General features: G+C 66.2%; 16 protein-coding genes. 13 read left to right on the top strand and 3 right to left on the bottom strand.

The features are described from left to right. Positions 1-5 precede the first annotated feature (5 nt). The 11 genes from CCK87_RS07275 (at position 6) to rbfA (ending at position 12137) form a co-directional block, all read left to right on the top strand. Positions 6-875, top strand: a complete 870-nt coding sequence (locus tag CCK87_RS07275; protein WP_086460759.1) for a DUF58 domain-containing protein — start codon at positions 6-8, stop codon at positions 873-875. Beyond that, on the top strand, positions 868-1329 hold the full coding sequence (locus CCK87_RS07270) for a hypothetical protein (protein WP_086460758.1): 462 nt from the start codon (positions 868-870) through the stop codon (positions 1327-1329). The genes CCK87_RS07275 and CCK87_RS07270 overlap by 8 nt, the downstream gene beginning before the upstream one ends. Further along, positions 1320-2300: a VWA domain-containing protein gene (locus tag CCK87_RS07265; protein ID WP_086460757.1), complete on the top strand. Its 981-nt coding sequence runs from the start codon at positions 1320-1322 to the stop codon at positions 2298-2300. Before CCK87_RS07270 ends, CCK87_RS07265 begins: the two co-directional genes overlap by 10 nt. Beyond that, positions 2297-3304 carry a VWA domain-containing protein gene (locus CCK87_RS07260; RefSeq protein ID WP_140162781.1) on the top strand — a complete coding sequence of 336 codons (1008 nt, stop codon included), beginning with the start codon at positions 2297-2299 and terminating at the stop codon, positions 3302-3304. Before CCK87_RS07265 ends, CCK87_RS07260 begins: the two co-directional genes overlap by 4 nt. Next, on the top strand, positions 3301-4011 hold the full coding sequence (locus CCK87_RS07255; RefSeq protein WP_140162780.1) for a hypothetical protein: 711 nt from the start codon (positions 3301-3303) through the stop codon (positions 4009-4011). The genes CCK87_RS07260 and CCK87_RS07255 overlap by 4 nt, the downstream gene beginning before the upstream one ends. Positions 4012-4074: 63 nt before the next feature. Beyond that, entirely contained in the window at positions 4075-5394 is a 1320-nt protein-coding gene (locus tag CCK87_RS07250) for an LCP family protein (protein ID WP_249273766.1), read from the top strand. Between the two features lie 45 nt (positions 5395-5439). After that, positions 5440-7203 carry a proline--tRNA ligase gene (locus CCK87_RS07245; RefSeq protein ID WP_086461215.1) on the top strand — a complete coding sequence of 588 codons (1764 nt, stop codon included), beginning with the start codon at positions 5440-5442 and terminating at the stop codon, positions 7201-7203. Positions 7204-7314: 111 nt separating this feature from the next. Next, complete coding sequence (gene nusA, locus CCK87_RS07240; protein WP_055780868.1) at positions 7315-8334, top strand: transcription termination factor NusA; 1020 nt, start codon at positions 7315-7317, stop codon at positions 8332-8334. A gap of 40 nt (positions 8335-8374) precedes the next feature. After that, positions 8375-8692, top strand: a complete 318-nt coding sequence (locus CCK87_RS07235) for a YlxR family protein (RefSeq protein WP_086460754.1) — start codon at positions 8375-8377, stop codon at positions 8690-8692. A 90-nt stretch (positions 8693-8782) separates the two neighbouring features. After that, positions 8783-11596, top strand: a complete 2814-nt coding sequence (gene infB / locus CCK87_RS07230) for a translation initiation factor IF-2 (RefSeq protein WP_086460753.1) — start codon at positions 8783-8785, stop codon at positions 11594-11596. A gap of 46 nt (positions 11597-11642) precedes the next feature. Beyond that, the gene (rbfA, locus tag CCK87_RS07225; RefSeq protein ID WP_086460752.1) at positions 11643-12137 is read left to right on the top strand and encodes a 30S ribosome-binding factor RbfA; all 495 of its coding nucleotides are present in this window, start codon (positions 11643-11645) and stop codon (positions 12135-12137) included. A gap of 13 nt (positions 12138-12150) precedes the next feature. Here the strand turns inward: rbfA and CCK87_RS07220 are convergent, their stop codons facing one another. The 3 genes from CCK87_RS07220 to CCK87_RS07210 are packed head-to-tail and all read right to left on the bottom strand — an operon-like array spanning position 12151 to position 14794. Continuing rightward, positions 12151-13143: a 2-dehydropantoate 2-reductase gene (locus tag CCK87_RS07220; protein WP_086460751.1), complete on the bottom strand. Its 993-nt coding sequence runs from the start codon at positions 13141-13143 to the stop codon at positions 12151-12153. 31 nt (positions 13144-13174) lie between these two features. Further along, positions 13175-13831 (bottom strand): hypothetical protein, encoded by a 657-nt coding sequence (locus tag CCK87_RS07215; protein ID WP_140162779.1) that lies wholly within the window; start codon positions 13829-13831, stop codon positions 13175-13177. Positions 13832-13879: 48 nt separating this feature from the next. Next, the gene (locus CCK87_RS07210) at positions 13880-14794 is read right to left on the bottom strand and encodes an A/G-specific adenine glycosylase (RefSeq protein WP_086461214.1); all 915 of its coding nucleotides are present in this window, start codon (positions 14792-14794) and stop codon (positions 13880-13882) included. A gap of 76 nt (positions 14795-14870) precedes the next feature. Here CCK87_RS07210 and CCK87_RS07205 point away from each other — a divergent pair, with 76 nt between their 5' ends. Both CCK87_RS07205 and CCK87_RS07200 read left to right on the top strand, forming a co-directional pair. Next, a complete protein-coding gene (locus tag CCK87_RS07205; protein WP_086460749.1) occupies positions 14871-15518 on the top strand; it encodes a GNAT family N-acetyltransferase in 648 nt (215 codons plus the stop codon). Positions 15519-15559: 41 nt separating this feature from the next. Continuing rightward, on the top strand, positions 15560-16114 hold the full coding sequence (locus CCK87_RS07200) for an AAA family ATPase (RefSeq protein ID WP_086460748.1): 555 nt from the start codon (positions 15560-15562) through the stop codon (positions 16112-16114). The last annotated feature ends 39 nt before the right edge of the window (positions 16115-16153 follow it).

Genomic DNA, 16153 nt, shown 5'->3' with positions numbered 1-16153 from the left:
GCGCTATGGACAGCCTTCTCGTGCGTATCAAGTCGCGGATGTTCATCCACGCGCATCGCAAGGCGCTGCACCTGCTCGACGGAGAATACGGCTCGCTCGTCACGGGTCGGAGCATGGACTTCGAGGACTTGCGCAGCTATGTCGCCGGAGACGAGGTACGAGACATCGACTGGAAGGCCACCGCGCGTCACGGGGCCACTCTCGTCAGACGCTATACGGCTCTGCGGAGGCAGACGGTGTACTTCGTGCTCGACACCGGCCGCAATATGGCGGCGAGGGCAGCCGACGGTGAACGGAAGAGCGATATCGCCCTGGCGGTCGTCGGGGTGCTCGGCTACCTGGCGGTGCGCCACGGTGACGAGGTGGCGCTGCTCTCGGGTGACGCCGAACGCACGATCCGTCTCCCTGCCCGGTCGAGCGAGGATCACCTCGAACGGGTTCTGAGAGCGATCGACGCGGCGCACCGTCTTGATTCGCCGCAGAGCGATCTCGACCGCACCCTCCGAATCGTCGCCCGCACTGTGCTTAGGCGTGCGATCGTGGTGGTCGTGACCGACGACGCGGTTCTCGGGCCTGAGCAAACGAAGCTGGTGCGTCGTCTTCGCGCCCAGCACGAACTGGTCTGGGTGACCGTGGGCGACATCGATCCGCTGCGGTTCACCGGTGCGACCGCGGTCGACGACGGATGGCGGATTCCCGAGGTGCTTCGCACCGACCGACGGCTCACCGCCGAGCTCACGCGTTCGATCGAGGAGGAGGTCCTGGGGCGCCAGACGACGTTCGACGACCTCGGAGTCCCGCATAGGCGCGTGGGGCGTGTCGACGACGTCGTGCCGTCACTTCTTCACCTGTTGAAGGCCAGGTCGCGTGCCTGACACAGAACTCATTCCTCCCGTCGGCTACGGCGGCGCATGGCTCGTCATCGGCATCGCGCTGCTCGTGCTGGTCGTCGCGACCATCCTCGTCATTCTTCTCGTGCGCGCACGAAAGCACGCCGCCTCGCCTGCGCCGTTGCCACCGGGCGGGATCGCCGGCCTCCGCGCCGGATACCATGCGCGAATCACAGAGATCGAGGCCGGCTTCGCGGCACAGCGGATCTCCGCGCGTTCCGCGCATCAACGCCTCAGCGCGGTCGTGCGCGAGTACGCTCACGCGGTTAGCGGAGTCGACGCCCCGGTGATGACGTTGACCGAGTTGCAGTCATCGTCACTGCCATCGGTCACCGCGGCGGTGGCCGAGTACTACCCGGCGTCGTTCGAATCCGCCGACCGTATCGAGATCTCGTCGGCCGTCGCGAGGGCGAGGCAGGTGATCGAGTCATGGAGCTAGCCAACCCGTGGATTCTCGTCGTCCTGGTGCCGGTCGTCGTCGCCGTCATCGTGCTGCCCCGGTTCGTTCGCCGACGAAGGTCATCGGATGCCGCAGTTCCGGTCGCCCACACGGAGCGCCTCACGAGGCTCCCTGGTTTCGTCGCCGCCGTCTCGAGGATGCGCGGACTCAGTGTCGTGACCCTCGTCGTGGCGTCGCTGTTCATCGCGACGGCTGCCCTGCTCGCTGCTCGGCCCGTCGTCACCACCACTGAGAAGCCCGCGAAATTCACCCGCGACGTGGTGCTCTGCCTCGACGTGTCGGGCTCGATGATAGACGTCGACATCGACGTGCTCGAACGATTCAAGGAGCTCTCCGAAGGATTCGAGGGCGAGAGGCTCGCGCTCGTTATCTTCAACTCGTCCGCCGCCCAGGTCTTTCCCCTCACCGACGACTACGACTACATCGCCGAGCAACTCGAGACCGTGCGTTCGAGTCTCGACGGCACCGGAGAGTTCGGCGACGCGTTCGGTGGAACTCTCACGGGGGAGGGAGCGTCGCTCATCGGCGACGGCCTCGCGTCGTGTGTGCTCACCTTCGACAGGAGCGATGAGAAACGATCGCGTTCCGTCGTGCTGGCCACCGACAACGACATCAACGGAACACCGATCATGACACTCGACGAGGCCGGCGCCTTTGCGAAGTCTCGCGACGTGCGGGTCTACGGGATCGATCCGAGCGTGACCAACCCCGGCGATTCCGAGGACTCGGCGGAGTTTCAGCGGGTCGCCGATTCGACCGGCGGCGACTACTTCGTTCTCGAGTCGGCCGACACTGTTCCGACGATCGTCGACGGCATCGAGGCGACGGAGGCGGCGCTCGTCGATGACGAACCGAAACTGATCGTCTCCGACCAGCCCACCCCACTCGTCGTGCTCGCGATCGTGCTTCTCGCAAGTCTGCTCGCTCTCGCGTGGAGGGCCCGGCTGTGAGATTCTCTCCTGTTCTGCCGCTGCCCGCGCTCATCGCGGTGTTCGCCGTGTTGGCGGCGTTCGCCATCTGGCAGCTGATTGCGCGCGAGAATCGTGCGCGTCGGCTGTCGTGGGCGGTGCGCGCTGGGATGGTCGTCTTGTTGCTGCTCGTCGCCCTCCGCCCGGGAATCCCCGGAGCGGGCGGCGAGAAGGCCACGACCGATGTCGACGTCTTCTTCGTGGTCGACACCACCACGAGCATCATCGCCGAAGACTTCGACGGCTCCCAGCCGAGACTCGACGGCGTGAAGAGCGACATCGTCGACCTCGTCGACGCGTATCCGGGTGCGAAGTTTGCTCTCCTGTCGTTCGACAGCTCCGCAGTGCTTCGCGTGCCGCTCACCTCCGATGCCACTGCGGTCTCCAACGCGGCGGATGTGCTGGCGCCCGAGATCACGCTCTACTCGAACGGCAGCAGTATCACCCAGGCGAAAGACCTCCTCGCATCGACACTGCAACGAGCAGAGGCCGCAGAGCCGGATCGTTCGCGTCTCGTGTACTACTTCGGCGACGGTGAGCAGACGTCGTCGGCGCCCGTCGAGAGCTTCGACGACTCCGCTCGGTTCGTCAGCGGGGGATACGTGTTCGGCTACGGCACCGACGCCGGAGGGCAGATGCGGGTGCAGACGGGATACTACGACGATGACAAGACCGACGACGGGTATGTGACCGACGACACGGGTGCGCCCGCTCGCTCTGTCATAGACGAGAAGAATCTGCGCACGATCGCAGACCAACTGGGCGTGGAGTACGTGCACAGGACCGCTCCCGGCGATGCGCCGGCATCCGATGTCGGGCCGTCACAGGCCCTGTCCACGTCGAACGAGTCCACGGGGGGCACGACGGAGCTGTACTGGATACCGGCCGCGGCGCTCATGCTGCTGCTCGCATTCGAGGCAATCGTGATCGTGCGGCGTCTCCGCGAGCTCCGCGCGGCGGCCATCCGGCATGGGGGCGAGGAATGATGCGTCGTCGTACGAAAGCCGGCCTCGTCGCCTTGGCACCGACCGTGCTCGCGACGGTCGTGGCGGTCAAGCTCGTCGGACTCGCGATCGTCTCCGGCCAGGTGTCGGCGGCCTACGAGCGCGAGGACTTCGAATCGGCCACCTCGCTGGCGAGATGGCTCACCGTCGTCAACGTGATCGATCCGTGGAAGGCGCACTTCGCTGTCGGCGACGGGCTCGCGGCGCAGGGGCTCGACGCGGATGCGCAGGTCGAGTTCGAGCGTGCGCTCGGCTTGGCGTCCCCCGCCGAGCAGTGCCCCGTGCGGGTGAATCTGTCACTGGTGCTCGAACGTCAGGGTGACGCCGTCGTTGCAGCCGACCCGACGAAGCGTGACGAGGCATCCGCGTTCTACGATGAGGCGCTCGACGTGATCGACAAGGCCGACGAGTCGTGTCGCCAGCCGCCGCAGAACGGAGAAGAGGGCACCGACGACGAGCTCTCCGATTCGGAGAAGCGGGTGACGGAGAAGAAGGATGCGCTCGCCGAGCAGCCTCCCGAGGACGAGGGCGACTCGAGCGACGATCAGCCGAAGCCAGATGATTCGCCGAGCGATGCCACGGTCGAGCAACTCGAGGAGAAGCTCCGCGATGCGGGTCAGGATCGTAGCGACCAGCAGACGGCAGAGCGCACCCCTTCCGATCCGGACTACGTCGACAAGCCCTGGTGACGCCGGCGTTCAGCAGAATCCGCCTGGGAACACAGCAAATTCCGAAGTTCTCTCGCTAGTTTCGTGAGCCTTGCCGAAACCCTCCGGGTCAGACAAAGGAATTCGATTCTCATCAGCTCGTTACGCACCTCCTCATCCATCGCTCCCCGACACGGTCGCCTCGGCAACCGCTCGGGCGTCTGGGCTGTCATCCGGATCGTCGCGATCACGGCAGCCGTCGCGGTCGTGAGTGCGGTGTCGATCGTCGCGATCGCCGTCAACGGGCTCGCCTCCACCGTGCAGGCGAACACCGTGGCGCTCAGCAACGAGTCCGACGTTCCGCAGCTCGTCGATGTGGGGGCGATCGAAGGCGGCGTCAACCTCCTCATCGTCGGCAGTGACACGCGCATCAATCAGCTCTCGACAGAGGGCGACGACACCGAGGGCGCGCGCAACGACGTGACCATGCTCCTGCACATCAGTCAGGATCATCAGAACGTCAGTGTCATCAGCTTTCCGCGCGACACGATGGTCGACATGGCGAAGTGCACCGATCCCGACACGGGGGAGGTCTACGGCGAGACGTCGTACCAGCAGCTCAACACGGCCCTCGGGCGTGGCGGGCAGCGCGGCGGCCTCGGCTGCGTCGTCGCGACCGTCGAGCAGATCACGGGCCTGAAGATTCCGTACGCGGGCGTCATCTCGTTCGACGGTGTTGCGGCCATGACCTCGGTGATCGGCGGCGTCGACGTCTGCATTTCCAAGCCGATCGACGACCCCTACAGCAACCTTCACTTGGGTGCGGGCAACCAGACCCTCTCCGGCGAAGACGCGCTTGCGTTCCTCCGCACGCGAGAGGGCGTCGGCGACGGCAGCGACCTTGCGCGTATCAGCTCTCAGCAGGTGTACCTCTCCGCCCTCGTCCGCAAGATGCTCTCCGACGGAACGCTCTCCAACCCGGTGACGCTGTACGGTCTCGCCAATGCAGCCCTCAGCAACATGTTCCTGTCGACGGAACTCGGCAAGGTCGACTCGATGGTCTCGATCGCGAAGGCGCTGCAGGGCGTGCAGCTCGACAAGGTCGCGTTCCTCCGGTATCCGGTCAGTGGCGATCCCGACGATCCGAACCGTGTCGTCGTGAACGAGGCAGACTCGGAGATCCTCAACGCGGCCTTGGCAGCCGACACACCCCTCGACCTCAGCCAGGTGGGAACGGCGGACTCCGCGACCAGTGCCGATGGCACCGGTGACACGCCGACGGGCGATCCGGCGACCGAGGCTCCGACAGATCCGGCGGCCGACCCCGCCGCGACGACGGCGCCGGATGCCGGTGGCGCGACCGTTCTGCCCGACTCCTTCACCGGACAGACGGCCGCGAAGGTCACCTGCTCCGTCGGCAACTGACCCTACTGTCGGGTCGACACCGCTTCGATCAATAGACTGGTGAGCGTGTCAGTTCGCCTCAGCAACTATTTCCTCCGTACCCTCCGCGAAGATCCCTCCGATGCAGAGGTGGCGAGCCATCGCCTCCTCGTGCGCGGCGGCTACATCCGTCGCCAGGCTCCGGGCATCTTCGCGTGGCTGCCTATCGGGCTGCGCGTCAAGGCTCGGATCGAGAACATCATTCGCGAAGAGATGACGGCCGCCGGTGCGCACGAGGTGCACTTTCCGGCGCTGCTGCCGAAGGAGCCCTACGAGGTCACGGGGCGCTATACCGAGTACGGCGACGGCATGTTCCGACTCACCGATCGACACGAGGCCGACTACGTCCTGGCGCCGACGCACGAAGAGGTCTTCACCCTTCTGGTGAAAGACCTCGTCAACAGCTACAAAGATCTGCCCCTGTCGATCTATCAGATCCAGGACAAGTATCGCGACGAGGCGCGCCCCCGCGCGGGTCTGCTGCGTGGGCGCGAATTCACGATGAAAGACGCCTACTCGTTCGACGTCACCGACGAGGGCCTCGAGGCCTCGTACCAGGCTCAGCGTGCGGCGTACGAGCGCATCTTCACGCGGCTCGGCCTCGAGTACGTCATCGTCAAGGCAGACGCCGGAGCGATGGGCGGCTCGAAGAGCGAGGAGTTCCTGCACCCGACTCCCATCGGTGAAGACACTTTCGTGCGCAGCGCCGGAGGCTACGCGGCGAACGTCGAGGCATTCACGACCACGCCGCCCGCGCCGCGCCCCTACGAGGGGCTCACGCCTCCCGACGTGCATGACACCCCGGACACTCCCACGATCCAGACCCTGGTCGACCTCGCCAACGCGAACCATCCCCGACCCGACGGCCGCTCGTGGACCGCGGCGGACACGCTGAAGAACGTCGTGCTTGCACTTCGAAACCTCGATGGCACGCGCGAGCTGGTCGTCATCGGCCTTCCCGGCGACCGCGAGGTCGACCTGAAGCGCGCGGAGGTCGCCTTCGCACCCGCTGAGGTCGAGGCCGCGATCGAGAAGGACTTCGTCGCTCACCCCGGCCTGGTCAAGGGGTACATCGGACCGTGGTCTGCTGAGGGCGCTGTTCTCGGAACGACCGGTTCGACCGGTATCCGCTACCTGCTCGACCCGCGCGTCTCCGACGGCAGCGGCTGGATCACGGGATCGAACCAGCACGGACGACATGTGTTCGGACTCGTAGCGGGACGGGATTTCACCTCCGATGGAACCGTCGAGGTCGCTCAGGTGCTCGCGGGCGACGAAGCTCCCGACGGCTCCGGGCCGGTCGAGCTCGCGCGCGGCATGGAGATCGGTCACGTCTTCCAGCTCGGTCGCAAGTACGCCGAGGCTCTCGGGCTGAAGGTGCAAGACGAGAACGGCAAGCTCGCCACGGTGACGATGGGCTCGTACGGCATCGGCGTGACCCGCATCCTGGCGATCATCGCCGAGCTGAACAACGATGACAAGGGCCTCATCTGGCCGAAGGCCGTCGCCCCGTTCGATGTGCATGTCGTGGCCACGGGTCGCGACGCGGCGGTCTACGAGACGGCCGAGACGATCGTCGAGGCGATCGAGGCATCCGGGCTCGAGGTGCTCTACGACGACCGGCCCAAGGTGTCGCCCGGCGTCAAGTTCGGCGATGCCGAACTGCTGGGTGTTCCGACGATCGTGATCGTGGGTCGCGGCGCCGTCGACGGCGTCGTCGAACTCTGGGATCGGGCATCCGGAGAGCGTGTCGAGGTGCCCATCACCGAGCTCGTGCCCCGCCTGCGCTGATTTGCGTGTGCGGTACCGCGGAGTCGATCCGTCGGGTAAATTGGTCTGTTGGACCCGACGCCATCCGCGTCGGGGGACCACGAACTTAATACAGAAGAAGGAGGCCGGGTTATGGACATCGACCTCAGCGTGCTCAGGCTCTTGGAGCGCGAGCGGGAGATCCCGTTCGACGAACTGGTAGAGATCATCGAACAGGCGATCCTGACCGCCTACATCAAGCACACGACACCGGTTCTGCCGGTCGACGCACCGAAAGACACGCCGGCGCCTGTCGCTCCGAACGCGCGCGTGCACCTCGATCGCAAGAGCGGACACGTGAGCATCTACGTGCCCGAGCTCGACGACGACGGTGCCGTGATCGGCGAGAGCGAAGACAGCCCGAGCGACTTCGGTCGAATCGGAGCGTTCGCCGCCAAGCAGGTCATCAACCAGCGTCTTCGCGATATCGCGGATGACGCGGTTCTGGGCGAATTCAAGGGTCGCGAGGGCGACATCGTCGCCGGAATCATCCAGCAGGGACCGAACCCTCGCATGATTCACGTCGACCTCGGAACGATCGAGGCCATCCTCCCTCCCGAGGAACAGGTACCGGGTGAGGACTACTCGCACGGCTCACGCATCCGCGTCTACGTCACGAGCGTGTCGAAGGGCACCAAGGGCCCGTCGATCACGGTCTCCCGCACGCACCCCTCGCTCGTTCGCAAGCTGTTCGCGCTCGAGGTTCCCGAGATCGCGTCGGGCGCCGTCGAGATCGTTTCGCTCGCCCGCGAGGCCGGACACCGCACCAAGATCGCCGTGCGTGCCACCGAGCCCGGAATCAACGCCAAGGGCGCCTGCATCGGCGAACTGGGTCAGCGGGTTCGCGCTGTCACGAGCGAGCTGGGCAACGAGAAGATCGACATCGTCGATTTCTCGACCGATCTGCCCACCTTCGTCGCGAACGCGCTGTCGCCCGCCAAGGTGTCGAGCGCCTTCGTCATCGACGAGTCGCTGAAAGCCGTGCGCGCACTCGTTCCCGACTACCAGCTGTCGCTCGCCATCGGCAAAGAGGGGCAGAACGCCCGGCTTGCCGCGAAGCTCACCGGCGCCAAGATCGACATCCAGCCCGATTCGGTGATGGACGAAGCCTGACGCCGCGTCACCACGGGGATCGATTCGGCGGAGGTGTAGTATGGAACCCGTAAGAACGTGCGTCGGTTGCCGCGCGCGCGCCGATCGATCCTCACTTCTGAGGGTCGTCGCCCGGATTCCAGTCGTGGTCGTCGATGAGACGGCCGTTCTGCCCGGTCGGGGCGCGTGGGTGCATCCACGCATCGAGTGCGTCGAGAAGGCGCAGACACGCAAGGCTTTCGGCCGTGCGTTGCGCATCACGACCGCACTCGACACGTCTTCCGTTCTCTCTTTTCTCGAGCGGCAGGCGACTCATCCATCAATCCGCAGACATTCAGTTTCTAAAGAACAGGCTGAAACGTACATCGTGACCAACTAATGAGTGACAACTAATGAGCGGCTCCAAATGAGCCCCGCGCACAACTAATGGTCTGCCCCTGTTTGGGAGCGGATCCCAGACAGGAGAATTGTGGCTGCAAAACCACGCGTACACGAAGTCGCCGCCGAACTCGGCGTCGACAGCAAGATCGCCCTCGCGAAACTGAAAGAAATGGGTCAGTTCGTCAAGGGCCCCTCATCGAGCATCGAGCCGCCCGTCGCTCGTCGCCTGAAGGAAGCCCTTCTCGCTGACGGCGCCGGAACGGCTGCTGCGGCACCTGCCCCGGCCAAGGCCGCCCCGTCGCCCGCCCGCCCGGGTGGCGCTCGGACCACGGCGACCCCCGGTCCCGCACGTCCTGCAGCGCCCGCCGCACCCACCCCCGCGGCACCCGCTGCTCCCGCCGTCGAGACCCCCACTCCCGCTGCAGCACCCGCTGCACCGGCTGAGGCACCCGCGGCGACCCCGACACCGACACCGGCTGTCGAGACCAACCAGCCCGCGGCTCCGGTCTCTACGGGCGAAACCGCTCCGGCAGGTGGCGCGCCCCGTCCGGGCGCTCCGCGTCCCGGCAACAACCCGTTCGCCAGCCAGCAGGGCATGCAGCGTCCCGGCGCCCCGCGCCCGGGCAACAACCCGTTCGCGAGCCAGCAGGGCATGGGCACCACGCCTGCCCCCCGAGCGGGTACCGGCGGAGGCTCGACCGGCGCGATCCCGCGTCCGGCAGCCCCTCGTCCGGGTGCTCCTCGTCCGGGCGCTCCGCGTCCCGGCGGCGCAGGCCAGGGCGCACGTCCCGGCGGCTTCGGCCAGCGTCCCGCAGGTGCCGGTGGCGGATTCCGCCCCGGCGGCGCGGGTGGCGCTCGCCCGGCAGGCGGCGGTTTCCAGCGCCCGGGCGGCGCTCCCGGAGCGACGCCCGGTTTCGGTGCGCCTCGCCCCGCGGGCGGTGGCGGCCGCGGTCGTGGCCCCGGCGGAGGAACGGCCGGAGCTTTCGGTCGTGGAGGCGGTCGTGCCAAGGCGCGTAAGTCGAAGCGTACGAAGCGGGCCGAATTCGAGCTGCGGGAAGCCCCGTCGCTCGGAGGCGTCAGTGTTCCCCGTGGTGACGGCTCGACCGTGGTGCGACTGCGCCGCGGTGCATCCATCACCGACTTCGCCGACAAGATCGACGCGAGCCCCGGAAACCTCGTCACCGTGCTGTTCCACCTCGGTGAGATGGCCACGGCGACGGAGTCACTCGACGAGGCGACGTTCGACATCCTGGGTGAAGAGCTCGGCTATAAGATCCAGATGGTCTCTCCGGAGGACGAGGATCGCGAGCTGCTGAGCGGCTTCGACATCGACATCGACCAGGAGCTCGAAGACGAGACCGACGAGGTCCTCGAGATCCGTCCGCCCGTCGTCACCGTCATGGGTCACGTCGACCACGGTAAGACGAGGCTCCTCGACGCGATCCGCAGCGCGAACGTCGTCGCGGGCGAAGCCGGTGGCATCACCCAGCACATCGGTGCCTACCAGGTCTCGGCCGAGCACGAGGGCGTCGAGCGCAAGATCACGTTCATCGACACCCCGGGTCACGAGGCGTTCACCGCCATGCGCGCCCGTGGTGCGCAGGTCACCGACATCGCGATTCTGGTAGTCGCGGCCGACGACGGCATCATGCCGCAGACGGTCGAGGCCCTCAACCACGCCCAGGCGGCCAACGTGCCGATCGTGGTCGCGGTGAACAAGGTCGACAAGGTCGGTGCGAACCCCGCCAAGGTGCGCCAGCAGCTCACCGAATTCGGCCTCGTCGCCGAAGAATACGGTGGAGACGTGATGTTCGTCGACGTCTCGGCACTCAACAACATCGGTATCAAGGAACTCCTCGACGCCGTGTTGCTGACCGCCGATGCCGGTCTCGACATGCGCGCAAACCCGAACAAGGATGCCCGTGGTGTCGCCATCGAGGCGAAGCTCGACAAGGGCCGTGGTGCGGTTGCGACCGTGCTCATCCAGTCGGGTACGCTGCGCGTCGGAGACCCGATCGTCGCCGGAACCGCCTACGGCAAGGTGCGTGCCATGCACGATGAGGATGGAAACATCGTCACCGAGGCAACGCCCGCCCGCCCCGTGCAGGTGCAGGGACTCTCGACGGTGCCTCGCGCCGGCGACACGTTCCTGGTCACCGAAGACGACCGCACCGCCCGGCAGATCGCCGAGAAGCGCGAAGCCGTCGAGCGCAACGCGCTGCTGGCCAAGAGCCGCAAGCGCATCTCGCTCGAGGACTTCACCCGCGCACTCGAAGAGGGCAAGGTCGAGTCGCTCAACCTCATCATCAAGGGTGACGTGTCCGGTGCCGTCGAGGCACTGGAAGAGTCGCTGCTCAAGATCGAGGTCGACGATTCGGTTCAGCTGCGCATCATCCACCGCGGTGTGGGTGCTGTCACGGAGTCCGACGTCAACCTGGCCACGGTCGACAACGCGATCATCATCGGGTTCAACGTGCGTCCCGACACGAAGGCGCGCGAGCGCGCCGCTCGTGAAGGCGTCGACGTGCGCTTCTACTCGGTCATCTACTCCGCGCTCGAAGACATCGAGAACTCGCTCAAGGGCATGCTCAAGCCCGAGTTCGAAGAGGTGCAGTCGGGTGTGGCGGAGATCCGCGAGGTCTTCCGTTCCTCCAAGTTCGGAAACATCGCCGGTGTCATCGTGCGCTCGGGAACCATCACGAGAAACGCCAAGGCGCGGGTCATCCGCGACGGCGTCGTGGTCGGAGACAACCTGGCCATCGAGTCGCTGCGTCGTTTCAAGGACGACGTCACCGAGGTTCGTACGGACTTCGAAGCCGGTATCGGCCTCGGCAAGTTCAACGACATCCAGATCGGCGACGAGATCGAGACCATCGAGATGAAGGAGAAGCCGCGCGTCTAGTCCTCACGGATCTAGATCGCAGCTTCGAAAGAGAACGGAAAGCACCATGGCTGATCCCGCACGTGCCAGAAAAATGGCAGAGCGAATCCAGGTCATCGTCGCGAAGACGCTCGAGCGGGGGTTGAAAGACCCCCGCCTGGGCTTCGTCACCATCACCGATGTGAGAGTGACGGGCGACCTGCAGCACGCATCGGTCTTCTACACGGTGTACGGCTCAGACGAGGAGCGCGCAGACAGCGCAGCGGCTCTGAAGAGCGCCACGGGAATGCTGCGGAGCGAGGTGGGCAAGAACATCACGGCCCGCCTCACTCCGAGCCTGGAGTTCATTCCAGACGGCATCCCTGAGAACGCCCAGCTGATCGACGGCCTCCTGGCCGAGGCTCAGCAGCGCGACGCCGAGACTCTTCGGCTCGCTCGCGAGGCGAAGTACGCCGGCGACGCCGACCCGTACATCAAGCCGCGACAGCCAGGCGACGACGAGCTCGATGAGCTCGACGACGATGAAGACGACGACGAACCGGTGACGGCTCCGCGTCACTGACCGCGCTAACCGGTCAAGCGAATTCAGCGGCGACTTCCTCTACTCCGAGGAAGTCGCCGCTTTTTTCTACCCTGTGCACCAGCTCGGTGAGTTTCTCGTTGATCGGTGCCGTCAACCCCGCGGCGGCGGCCGCACGCACGACGGCGCCGTTGAGAAAGTCGATCTCGGTCGGCTGGCCCCGCCGGATGCTCTGCAGGGTCGAGCCCGGATTCGGAGTGTCGCCCATTCTCGCTGCCATCACTCGCGGAAGCACGCGGCCTATGGCGATCGGTGCGATCGCGAATGCCCTCAGAATCGGCTGACTCATGCCCTGTAACGACGCGAAACGGACTCCGGTCGCGAAACCGATCCGCACCGCTTCACGCATGCTTGCCGTGACGATACGGCCCAGCACAGGATGCACGAGCGTCTCCTGCGCCGACAGCCCGGTGATGGCGGGCATCGCGTTGACCTGATTGACGATCAGTTTCGACCACTGAGCGCCGCGGAAGTCGGTGACCAGCAGCGTCGGCATGGCCGCACGGAGCACGGATGAGACATGGGCGGCGACCTCCCGGCGGGCCGGATGGTCGGTGCCGATGACGGTGGGTCCTGCAGCCGTCACCTCGATGAGGCCCGGCTTCAGATAGCTCGCGGCGTAGATCGCGATCGCCCCGATGACGGGGGAGTCGGGCAGCATCTCTTCGGCGAGGCGCACCCCGTCGAGCCCGTTCTGCACAATGACGACGGGGATCCCCGCCAGCGATTCGGCGTTCGCCGTGATCGCGCCGGCCGCATCCTGCGCTTTGGTGCACACGAACGCGAGCTCGGGCGTCACGTCGAGCACTGCGGATGCCCGGGGCCGGGCCGTGTGCTCGCCCCAACCGCCCGATATGCGCAGACCGGATGAGCGGATCGTCTCCAGCTGTTCGCCCCGCGCTGTGATCGCCACGTCATGTCCAGCACGATCGAGGAGTGCCGCGATGGTGCCGCCGATCGCACCTGCTCCGATCACGGCGATTCGCATGAGTCCAGCCTATGCGCCGAGATGCCTCGACCTAGTTCCACACGTCGCTGACGAGCGTGTCCAATAGTCCTGGAGTCGAGACGTTGGCCTGGCTCACCCGGATGAATACGCCGTCGCGGACGAGGACGGTCTGGCCGACCTCGACGTTGTACTTGGTCTCTGTCGTGAACTTGACGCACGTCTCGGCGGAAGCCTCCTGGGTGCAACTGAAGCCATCGGCTGGCAGCGACTGCAGATACGGGGCCGAAATGGCGGGGGTGACCTCGCCGATCTCGACGGACAGGTTCGTGATGTCGGCCTGGGGGTCTCTCCACACGCATCGGAGTTCCGTTGCTGACAACATCGACTCGAGCAGAGTCGCATCGCTCGGTGCTGGGGCCGGAGCGATGGGCCCCGTAGGCGTGTAGTAAGGCCCGCCGCGGTTTCCGACCACGGCCGGATCGTTCAACGGCCAGCTGCCGAACGTGGAGGCGAAGGGCGTCGATGCAATCAGCGACGCGCAATCTGTCGGTATAGCGAATGCTGCCGGCTCAGGGGCTGGCAGCGTGGTCTCGGGCGCGGCCGGGCTCATCGTGGGTGCCGCCGCTGTGGGTGGCGCTGTCGTTGACTGCCCGCTTGGCGGCGACCCCGCACATCCGGTCAGCATGACACCGAGAATGGTGATCGACACGCCGACAAGAGCCCTCATGCTGGTACCACCTTCGTCTTTCGATTCTGCTGGCCAGCATAGGGCCGGTCACGAGGGAAGGGCGAAGCCATCCGGTGTTCGCGCGAGCAGGCCGTCGCTGACGAGGCCGTCTATGGCCCGCTCGAGCTGCACGCTGTCGTGCCAGACCGCATCGACGGCCCCCATGGGTACGCCTTGGGCGGCCTCGCTCGCTCGGAGGAGCGCGAGGACAAGACCGCGCACCTGACGGTCCGACCCTTCGAACTTCTTCTGCACCTTCTTGCGCGGTCCGCCGGTCTCGGGGAACCCGGCGCGAAGCCATGCGCACGAGGCGCGAATCGGGCAGATGTCGCAGTCCGGTCGGCGCGCCGTGCACACCACGGCGCCGAGTTCCATGATGGCCGCGTTGAACCGGCGCGCATCGTGTTCGTCGTCGGGCAGCAGCCGCTCCATGGCTTCGAGGTCGCGTCTGGCGCTCGGCGGACCTGCGTCGTCGCGACCTTCGATGGAGCGGGCGATGACACGGCGGGTATTCGTGTCGACGACCGGATGCCTGTCGCCGTAGGCGAAGACGGCCACGGCTCTCGACGTGTAGTCGCCGATACCCGGAAGTGCCCGCAGCGCCGTCACGTCGGACGGCACAACACCGCCGTGCATCTCGGTGATCGCGACGGCGCAGGCGTGCAACCAGAGGGCACGTCGCGGGTATCCGAGCGACTGCCAGGCACGCACGGCCTCGCCGGGGGAGTCTGCAGCGAGAGCCTCGGGAGTGGGCCAGCGTTCGAGCCATTCTTCGAGTCTCGGGATCACGCGAGCCACGGGCGTCTGCTGCAGCATGAATTCGCTGACCAGGATGCCCCAGGCGCCGAACCCGGGAGCGCGCCACGGAAGATCCCGCGCAGACTCCTCGAACCATTCGATGAGCGCGCGAGCATAATCGCTCGTGGCGGTCGCTCCTGCAGATCCACTGGGCGAGGCGTTCATCGTCACCGTGACAGCCTAGGCTCACCGTGAGCCGCGATCGTGCCCGCGGTCGCGACCTTCGTGAGAAACTCGTGGCGTGATCGCTGACTACTGGCCCCTTCTCAATCTGCAGTTGACGACCGAGCGATTGGTCCTCCGTTCGCCGAACGACGATGAGCTTGCAGCACTCGCCCACGTCGCCGCTCAGGGCGTGCACGCGCCCGGGGAGCGCCCGTACCTCGTGCCCTGGACGGAGGGGACGCCCCGAGAGCGTGCGGTGCACGTCGTGCAGCAGCATTGGCGGCGGCGTGGTGAATGGTCTCCCGACTCCTGGGAGCTCGAGATGGGGCTTTTCCTCGATGGGCAGCCCGTAGGGATGGTGGCCATGCGCGCCCAGGACTTTCGAGTGCGGCGAGAGGTGAAGACGGAATCGTGGCTCGGAATCGACCACCACCGGCGCGGGCTCGGAACCGAGGCACGCGCAGCGCTGCTGCACCTCGCATTCGCAGAGCTCGAAGCCGATAGCGCGGTGAGCGAGGTGTTCCCAGACAACGCAGGGTCTCAGGGCGTCTCTCGACGCCTGGGGTATCGCCACGACGGAATCTCACGCGACAGGCGCGGCGACGATGTGCTCGTCTCCGATCGCCTTCGCCTGGACCGGCAGGATTGGGCCCGACTAGGCCGCCCGGATGTGGGCGTGCTGGGCCTGACCCCCTGCTTGCCGTTTTTCGGCGTCTCGCCGTGAGCTGAATGTGCTCGCACGGTCGCAGCGATAGAGTCCGGTGCATGATCGTATGGCTGAACGGCACCCACGGTGCAGGCAAGACGACGACAGCCGCGCTGCTGCAGCCTCTGCTGCCTGATTCTCGGGTTCTCGACGCGGAGCAAGTCGGCGGAGTGCTGATGAACATCACGCCCGGCCTGCCGGAGACGGACAACTTTCAACATTGGCCCCCGTGGCGGCCCCTGGTCGTCGAGACGGCGCGCCGTGTCCTGCAGTACGCCGGGGGAACGCTGGTGATGCCCATGACGGTGCTCGTCGAGGAGTACTGGCGGGAGATCAGCTCGGGTCTCGCCGAGCACGGTATACCCGTGCGGCATTTCGTACTGCATGCGGAGACGTCGGTGCTCCGCAACAGGATCATGACAGACGAGGTGATGGGTCCGTCGAGGTTCAGACTCGCCTACCTGGAGCCCTACGCCGACGCTGCTCGTACATGGCTGCACAAAGACGCCGAGGTGATCGATACCACCTCCGTCTCGCCTGAGCAGGTGGCGCGGCAGATCGCCGAATCCATCGTGCAAACCGGATGCGCGACCACGCCCGTTCCCGTGATCTAAGCTTGGCGACTGGCAAGGCCGACGAGGAAAGCTGCGGGA

The organism is Agreia sp. VKM Ac-1783 (genome assembly GCF_900177765.1).
Classification (GTDB): domain Bacteria; phylum Actinomycetota; class Actinomycetes; order Actinomycetales; family Microbacteriaceae; genus Agreia.
Note: the sequence above shows the minus strand (reverse complement) of the source record. Positions and strands in the feature narration are given on the sequence as shown.